At 44.1% G+C, this 7,389-nt stretch carries 7 protein-coding genes; 1 reads left to right on the forward strand and 6 read right to left on the reverse strand.

Going from position 1 to position 7,389, the window contains the following annotated elements:
* Positions 1 to 709: 709 nt before the first annotated feature.
* The 5 genes from QZ735_RS03490 to QZ735_RS03510 are packed head-to-tail and all read right to left on the reverse strand — an operon-like array spanning position 710 to position 4,925.
* Complete coding sequence (locus QZ735_RS03490) at positions 710 to 1,429, reverse strand: lycopene cyclase domain-containing protein (protein WP_294244245.1); 720 nt, start codon at positions 1,427 to 1,429, stop codon at positions 710 to 712.
* 6 nt (positions 1,430 to 1,435) lie between these two features.
* Positions 1,436 to 1,891 (reverse strand): sterol desaturase family protein, encoded by a 456-nt coding sequence (locus QZ735_RS03495; protein ID WP_294244246.1) that lies wholly within the window; start codon positions 1,889 to 1,891, stop codon positions 1,436 to 1,438.
* A gap of 28 nt (positions 1,892 to 1,919) precedes the next feature.
* Positions 1,920 to 2,756 (reverse strand): phytoene/squalene synthase family protein, encoded by an 837-nt coding sequence (locus QZ735_RS03500; RefSeq protein ID WP_294244248.1) that lies wholly within the window; start codon positions 2,754 to 2,756, stop codon positions 1,920 to 1,922.
* Position 2,757: 1 nt separating this feature from the next.
* Entirely contained in the window at positions 2,758 to 4,230 is a 1,473-nt protein-coding gene (locus tag QZ735_RS03505; protein WP_294244251.1) for an NAD(P)/FAD-dependent oxidoreductase, read from the reverse strand.
* 2 nt (positions 4,231 to 4,232) lie between these two features.
* Positions 4,233 to 4,925: a MarR family transcriptional regulator gene (locus QZ735_RS03510; protein ID WP_294244254.1), complete on the reverse strand. Its 693-nt coding sequence runs from the start codon at positions 4,923 to 4,925 to the stop codon at positions 4,233 to 4,235.
* A 117-nt stretch (positions 4,926 to 5,042) separates the two neighbouring features.
* On the opposite strand from QZ735_RS03510, the gene QZ735_RS03515 reads away from it, so the two are divergent.
* Positions 5,043 to 5,495: a PA2169 family four-helix-bundle protein gene (locus QZ735_RS03515; RefSeq protein ID WP_294244257.1), complete on the forward strand. Its 453-nt coding sequence runs from the start codon at positions 5,043 to 5,045 to the stop codon at positions 5,493 to 5,495.
* Positions 5,496 to 5,596: 101 nt separating this feature from the next.
* Here the strand turns inward: QZ735_RS03515 and QZ735_RS03520 are convergent.
* On the reverse strand, positions 5,597 to 7,389 hold a 1,793-nt coding region (locus QZ735_RS03520; protein WP_294244260.1), incomplete at its 5' end, for a hypothetical protein.

Consider the following 7,389-nt stretch of genomic DNA (forward strand, 5'->3'; position numbering starts at 1 on the left):
CACTCTTTCCCTACACGACGCTCTTCTGATCTCTTCCAGGGAAAGGGTTTTGGACCATGCCGCCACTGCCGTGCGGATGGAATTGGAAAGGGCCAGGCTGGGGATAGGTTCCTTTACGGAAGAAGAAGAAACGTTGATGATGCGGCCGCTGCCTTTTTCGATCATTTTAGGAAGCGCCAGCCGTGTCGTTTCGCAGACGGTTTTGAAGAGCAGATCAAAAGCGGCCTGGTATTCTTCCACTTCCTGTCCGTAAGCAGGCCCGGCTTTCGGCCCGTTTGTGTTGTTGATCAGGATATCGGTATCATGGTGATCAAAATAACCGGAAATGATGTTTTTAAAACTTTGAAAATCGGAAAAGTCGGCAACGAGGTAATCATGCCGCTGACCTTCGGCGACTATGGGAAGGGAAGCCGTGAAGTCCCTGAGTTTTTCTTCATTCCTGGCCATCACGGTAACATTGGCCCCGCACCGGGCAAGTTCTGTGGCAATGCCGGCACCGATTCCCTGGGTTGCCGCGCCTACCAATGCATTTTTTGAGTTGAGCTGTATATTCATATCCTGTATGTTAAGGTGTTGAAGACTTCAAGATAGTGATTTTATTCCATTTCCGGATTCATGGAATTATATTTAACCCTGCCTGTAAAAAAGAAGCAGCCCTTAACAATGTAAAGGCTGTCTATTATATGGCAATACGGGGATCAGATCCGGATCATGCTTCTGCCATCGCAGGCACGATCTCTTTGTGATCCTCTTTTTTAAATTTCCGGAACAGGTAAATATTCCACAGGATCATTTCATATCCGTATACGGTATCTTCGATAGGGATTGTCAGCATCCGGATGCCCAGGAAATCTCCGGGATTATAATTGACGATCGGGGATTCCAGTCCTGTACCGGTCAGGATCCCGTTCACCGCCAGGAATCCGGGCATCAGGATCAGATAGATGAATGATGCCTTCCCGATCCATTCCGCCTTCAGGATAAAATGCAGTACAAACATCGTAAGAGCAGTCGTGAAAAGGGTAACGGAAGTATAAATCCTGTCATGGAACCAGATTCCGCCGATCAGGGCCATAAGGATACTGACGGTTACAAAAATCCTTTCAGGGACAGGTTTCCAATCCAGTTTAAAAAATTTATCCAGACAAAAATAGGTAAAAACACAGGCAAAAGGAATACAGAAAAAGAACAGAATCTCCTCTACCGGCAGTCCGAACAGCCGGAACCCGATAAGATAACGGTCATTGAACCACCATACGCCGATCTTTGTAAACCATGCATCCCAGATGATAAAAAGCACCGCAACAAGAGCGGAAGCTTTCAGAAATGCCCCGAAATGGCGGCTGAATTTAATCTTAGGGTGGAATGAAAAAATAAAGCAGACAATGATGGTAAAAAAATCGATAAGGAGATAAGTATACGGTAGCATGAACGGTTATTTGTTTTTATTAAAATACATTTTGAAATATTTTACCGGCACCCACAGAAAACCGAAACACTCTCCTTCTTCCTTGCCGGTATGCTTATGGTGCTGTTTGTGGGCACGGCGGATGGCCAGGAGATAAGGATTTTCCGTATTTCTCAGCACTTTGATCCTTTGGTGGATAAAGATGTCATGCACAAAAAAATAAGCCATGCCGTAGATCATAATCCCCAATCCGATATAAAACCAGTGATTGATCCCGTTAACAGTCCCAAAATACATCAGTATGATGGTGGGAATGGCGAAGATGACAAAGAAATAATCATTTTTCTCAAGATGTCCTTCGGCACTATGGTCATGATGATCCCGGTGCAGGGACCATAATAATCCGTGCATGATGTATTTATGGATCACCCAGGTGAGGCCTTCCATAATAAAAAAAGTAGCGACTACGATCAGAAAATTCATATCAATTGTTTAAAATGGTAATCCCGCTCTACATAAGAGAGGTTTTGTACTGTACATAGCAGCTCATCATCAGTGAAATCTTGGCTCCGTTGGAAATCCTGATTCTTTCACTCAGGATGGTGGTAGCCGATTTTCTTTTGATCTTTCTGAACAGCGATATGTAATACCGGTAAGCCAGGTACACCCCGAATCTTGAGGAAGGCGGAAGCATCTTGATCCCGATTAATGCCTGCCGGAACTCCTCCTGTATCTCTTTTTCAATGGACAGCTTTGCATTGTTGTCAAACCGTGAAAAATCCAGATTGGGAAAATAACTTCTGCCCAGCGTATAATAGTCATCTTTCATATCCCTCAGGAAGTTCACTTTCTGGAAAGCGGAACCAAGGATCATGGCATAAGGCTTCAGTTTTTCATATTGCTCCTTATCCCCGTCCACGAAGATCTGCAGGCACATCAGTCCCACAACTTCAGCAGAGCCTAAGATGTATTCTTTATACAGATCCGAATTATAATCGATCTTCTGCAGGTCCATTTCCATGCTTCTCAAAAACTGAATGATCAGCTGGACATCAATATTATACTCGTGCACAGTCTCCTGGAATGCGTGCAGAATCGGGTTCAGGGAAATACCGTCTTCCAGTGCGCTGAAGGTATCTTCCTTGAATTTCGTCAGCAGTTTTTCTTTGTTATAGCCGTGGAAGCTGTCTACAATTTCGTCTGCCAGTCTTACATAGCCGTAAATGGCGTAAATCGGGTTTCTGATGGAAGCAGACAGTGCCAGGATGCCCAATGAAAAGCTGGTGCTGTACTGTTTTGTCGTCTCCTTACTGATGCGGTAAGAAAGATCATCAAAGAGTTGTTTCATATCAATTGATTTTTGTGATTTCGTGTGCCGCTATTTTCCCGGAGATAATGGACGGCGGCACGCCAGGCCCGGGCACGGTAAGCTGTCCCGTGTACAGAAGGTTGTTTATTTTTTTGTTTTTCAGTGACGGTTTGAGGACCGCAGTCTGGGAGAGCGTATTGGCAAGGCCGTACGCATTTCCCTTATAGGCATTATAGTCTTCTTGGAAATCTTTTACGCAGTAGCTTTTTTTGTAATCGATCTTAAGCAAAAGATCAGCAGTACTCGTATGCTTTTCCAGCCTCAGGATCATTTCCATGAAGTAACGTTCCCGTATTTCTTCCGAATCCTCTATTCCGGGCGCTACCGGCATCAGCAAAAATACGTTTTCGCAGTTTTCCGGGGCTACGGAGGGATCTGTCTGTGAAGGACAGCAGGTATAGAACAGGGGTTTGGTAGGCCACTTTTTGTCTTTATAAATTTCGTCGGTATGCAGTTCAAGGTCATGCTCGAAAAACAGGGTATGGTGCTTGAGATTTGGGATCCTTTCTTTGAATCCCAGGTAAAAAATGAGGCATGAGGGAGCAAAAACCCTCTTTTCCCAATAGTCTTCGGTATAGTTACGGTATTCTTCCGGCAACAGTTTGGATTCCGTATGATGGTAATCTGAAGACGCAATGATGGCATCAAACGGAAGCTCTTCTCCATTCACGGTAACGGAAGAAGCCTGCCTGTTGCTGATATTGATTTTATCAACGCCTGCCTCCGTATGAAAACGGGTTCCCTGTTCTTCGGCGACTTCCTTCATGGCTTCGATGATTTTGGCAAAACCGCCCATCGGATACCAGGTCCCCAGCTTATATCCTCCGTAGTTCATCAGGCTGTAAAGTGCGGGAATATCTTTGGGGGCAGCCCCGAGGAATATCACCGGGAATTCCATCAGCATAATGAGTTTGGGATGGCTGAAATACTTCCTCACGAAGCGTTGGAAGTTGGTCAGGAGATCCAGTTTGAAAGCACTTTTGGCAATTTTCGGCGACATGAATTCAAACCAAGAATGGCAGGGTTTGTTAACGAAATCCTTCATTCCTACTTCATATTTGTATTGGGCATCATCCATGAATTCATCAAGTTTCTTACCGGCTCCGGTCTCCGTTTTTTCAAAGAGATCTCTCATTTCACCGTACGTATGGGGAATACACATGACACCGTCTGAAAATACCATTTCAAATTGCGGGTCCAATGGAACAAGGGTATAAAAATCGGAAGCTTTCCTGCCAAAGTCCGTAAAAAAGGATTCAATGATATCAGGCATCCAGTACCAGCTGGGTCCCATATCAAAAGTGTATCCGTTCTCCGTCCTGAAATGCCGTGCGCGCCCTCCTACTTCTTTATTTTTTTCAAAGAGATGGACTTCATGGCCTTCTTTTGAGGCATAGGCTGCTGCAGATAATCCTGAAAACCCTGAACCGATAACCGCAATTTTTTTTCCCATATTTAATTTTTAAATGAATATTCTTCATAGACCGTTGAAATCAGGTCTTTGGTTTTGATGTTCCGGGAAAAAATAGGGTAATGAAACCGGTCAAGTTTATTAAGGATCCGGATGAGATCCATTTTCTCTTCCCGGCTCAGGTTTCCTGCCACAATATCCGTTGCTTTCCTTATGTTTTCCATCTGCCTGTCCAGTGCTGCTTTTCCCTCATCAGAAATACGGATGACTTTGTTTCTCCTGTCGAGTTCAGAAGCTGTCTGGGTAATCCAGCCTTGTTTCAGCAGTCGGGTTATGATCAGCATACCTGCAGGTTTTTCATGGATGTTTTTCTTAATAAGTTCCATTTTTGTCAGTTCGCCGAAAGCCTTTAACGTAATCAGGTAAATAAAATCTTCCTGGGTTGCAAATCCCGAATCTGAAATGGCAGACTTGGAATATGTTTTAGCATATCTGTTGAGATGTAAAAGTAAAGTACTGATGGCGCTTTCGGGACTTCTACCATTTTCTTTTCCTTCCCAGTTAGGCTCAGCTAAAATTGTACCACGTTTCCTGTTTTCGCTGTCGGCAATCCATTTTCTGAGTCCGGATATATCATCAGGATATTTCCGGGAAGTATTTTCCGATTCAAACTCCTGCATCAGCTTTATAATATCCGTTATCTTATCGTAATCCATAACATCACTCGATTGGTACACAAATATACTTTTATTTTAATAAATTGTATATAAATAAACTTTTAATTTTTTTTTTGCGTGAAGGAATTTAAGGCACGCATCTTGCAAGTCTACTGGTACACCAATAAAAAAAATATTATGAACAACGAAAAAACTGTATCAGTATTAAATGATCTGTTAAACATTACCAACGACAGAATTGAAGGATTCTCTAAAGTAGAAGACAAAGTATGGGAAAATCATTCAGCATTGAAAAATGACTATGATCAAATGGTGAGCGAGTCACAAAACATGAAATCAGATCTGATCAGACTGATCAATGAGAAAGGAGGTGAAGCAGATAACACTACGACTACAGCTGGAGCCGTGCACAGAGCATGGATCGATATCAAAAATTCATTCACCGGAAACAAGGACGAATCTACGCTGGAAAATGTAGCGTTCGGGGAGAAAGCAGCCATCAAAGCTTACGAAGATGCATTGGAAAGCGGCGATCTATGCCCGGAAAGCTCTCAGGTCGTTTCAGATCACCTGCACCATCTCAGATCTTCTTACGCTAAGTTTGAAAACCTGGAAGCAGCTAAGTCCTAGTCTCTCAGAAAACGAAAAATACAGAAGGGGACCTTTCATAAAGGTTCCCTTTTCTTATGCCCGAGAATTTACCGTTCATAAAAGCAGCAGCCCGGACCTTGTTATTCAGCCCCGAATTTCTTCACTCTTACCTTTTTTTCCCTGACTTTGATAACGAAGGGTTCCGGTGAGGTTATTTTCCCTGCTTCTATCGATACTTCAGCACTGGTCCGTTCTGCGTAGGTATTGGCAGGCAGCGAATTTTCATTGAGCTCCACCCTGTACTTCCCGGATTCCAGGAAAGAGATAAACTCACCGTTGTCATCCGTCACCATACGCTGGATAAGCCGGCTGTCTTTATAGATGTTAAAGATTATCCCTCCTGTTTTGGGTTCGAATTCCACCGCCGTCTTCGCATTAAATTCATAACCGATCTTTCCCTGAACGGTTCCGTTGCGGTGCAGGGGAATCTGTAAAGCAAACTGATGCCGGTTCAGATTGATTTCCGCCTCATCATAATACCAGCCTTGCTGTATAATCTGTTTCAGGGCATATTTCCCATACGGAAGAGCCCTGTAGCTCAGGTTTCCTTCCTTGTCGGTACGGAACGATACGGAATTCAGCATCACCAGGTATTCTTCTGCCGGCAGGTCGCCCGTGTCATATACCCCGTTATTGTTGTTGTCATAAAATACGAAAGCAGTGATGCTTCCTTTTTTCCCGGGATCAAGGGTGTTGGTTTTGAGATTCAGCGTGATGCCGGCCTCGACCGTAAGGAGGTTGTTATTGCTGCTTAAAGAAGAATAATGAAACCAGGAAGTATTAAGGTAAATGCCGTATAGCTTCCCGGAATATTTCAGATTAACGAATCCTGAAGGGGATTTTCCGTACAGGATATCATCGGTATAGCTGATCCCGGAAGCCAGTGCCAGCTTCTGATCGAAAAAATTCTCACTGACAAATGCGGACACGGACAGCTTTTTATAGGCCTGATCCGCATTGAATATCCTTGAGAAGGCATATTCCGAAAGAAAATAACTTCCATACTGATACATGAAATTGGCGTTCAGCCATCTATAGCTGTAATTCCCTACGGCCTTCATCTGAAAGCCGCTGCCTTCCCGGCCCGGATATTCCACCCGTCCGGCTTCAATCCCCAGAACAGAAGAATGTTTCGTATCGGGGCTGGACCAGGTCATGTAGTCGGTAATCCGCTGGGCAGCAAGGCTTCTTTTCTCCTGACTTAGCGCCGTATCGAAAAAATTATTGTAGGTATTGGATTTTTCATCCTGGTACTGCAGACCGAGTGTAAAGCCTACCCTTCCGGTTTTCGGGAAATTAATCCCGGTATCCAGCCTTACGGTATTGGACTTGATATGATTATCAAAAAAGTAATATTTCGGGAAAAAATCAGAGACCAGGATATTGCCGTAAAGCGCATAATCCTTAAAAATGCTGGCCGAGATGTTCTGCTGGACCTGAAGCATCCCCCGCCTGTTTCCCGGGTAATAATCGGTACTGTAAAAATAGTTCCCGTTGAGGTTAATCTTCCTGAGATTTCCGGAATACTGGGATTCCACGGCCAATGAAGGTTTTGTAACATCGATTTCATCATACCGGCTTACCCCGCTGTACAATTTTGCACTCATGTTCCAGTCTTTGCCGAAAACATATTGCATATCTGTGCCTACCAGATTATGGCTCGCTTTCTCATACGGATCATTCCTGAAAACATAGGTAGCCGAAAAATTACGGGTTGCATTCTGCGCGCCCATGCTGCCCTTTGCAAAGAAACCGTATCCATATTTCAGGAAAGAGTTTTGTTCAATAAGGCTGAAGGTCTGGTCTACAAAGCCTACCTCAAGCCTTTTATCCTTATCTGCAGACACCAGCGCATACTCCGCTCCCCTTCCGA

Origin of the sequence: uncultured Chryseobacterium sp. (genome assembly GCF_913776365.1) — a bacterium.
GTDB lineage: Bacteria > Bacteroidota > Bacteroidia > Flavobacteriales > Weeksellaceae > Chryseobacterium.

Bases quoted from the DNA above. Each gene is read 5' to 3' on its own strand.
- QZ735_RS03490 (WP_294244245.1), bottom strand. From the start codon at position 1,429: ATGCTACCGTATACTTATCTCCTTATCGATTTTTTTACCATCATTGTC.
- QZ735_RS03500 (WP_294244248.1), bottom strand. From the start codon at position 2,756: ATGAAACAACTCTTTGATGATCTTTCTTACCGCATCAGTAAGGAGACG.
- QZ735_RS03515 (WP_294244257.1), top strand. From the start codon at position 5,043: ATGAACAACGAAAAAACTGTATCAGTATTAAATGATCTGTTAAACATT.
- QZ735_RS03505 (WP_294244251.1), bottom strand. From the start codon at position 4,230: ATGGGAAAAAAAATTGCGGTTATCGGTTCAGGGTTTTCAGGATTATCT.
- QZ735_RS03495 (WP_294244246.1), bottom strand. From the start codon at position 1,891: ATGAATTTTCTGATCGTAGTCGCTACTTTTTTTATTATGGAAGGCCTC.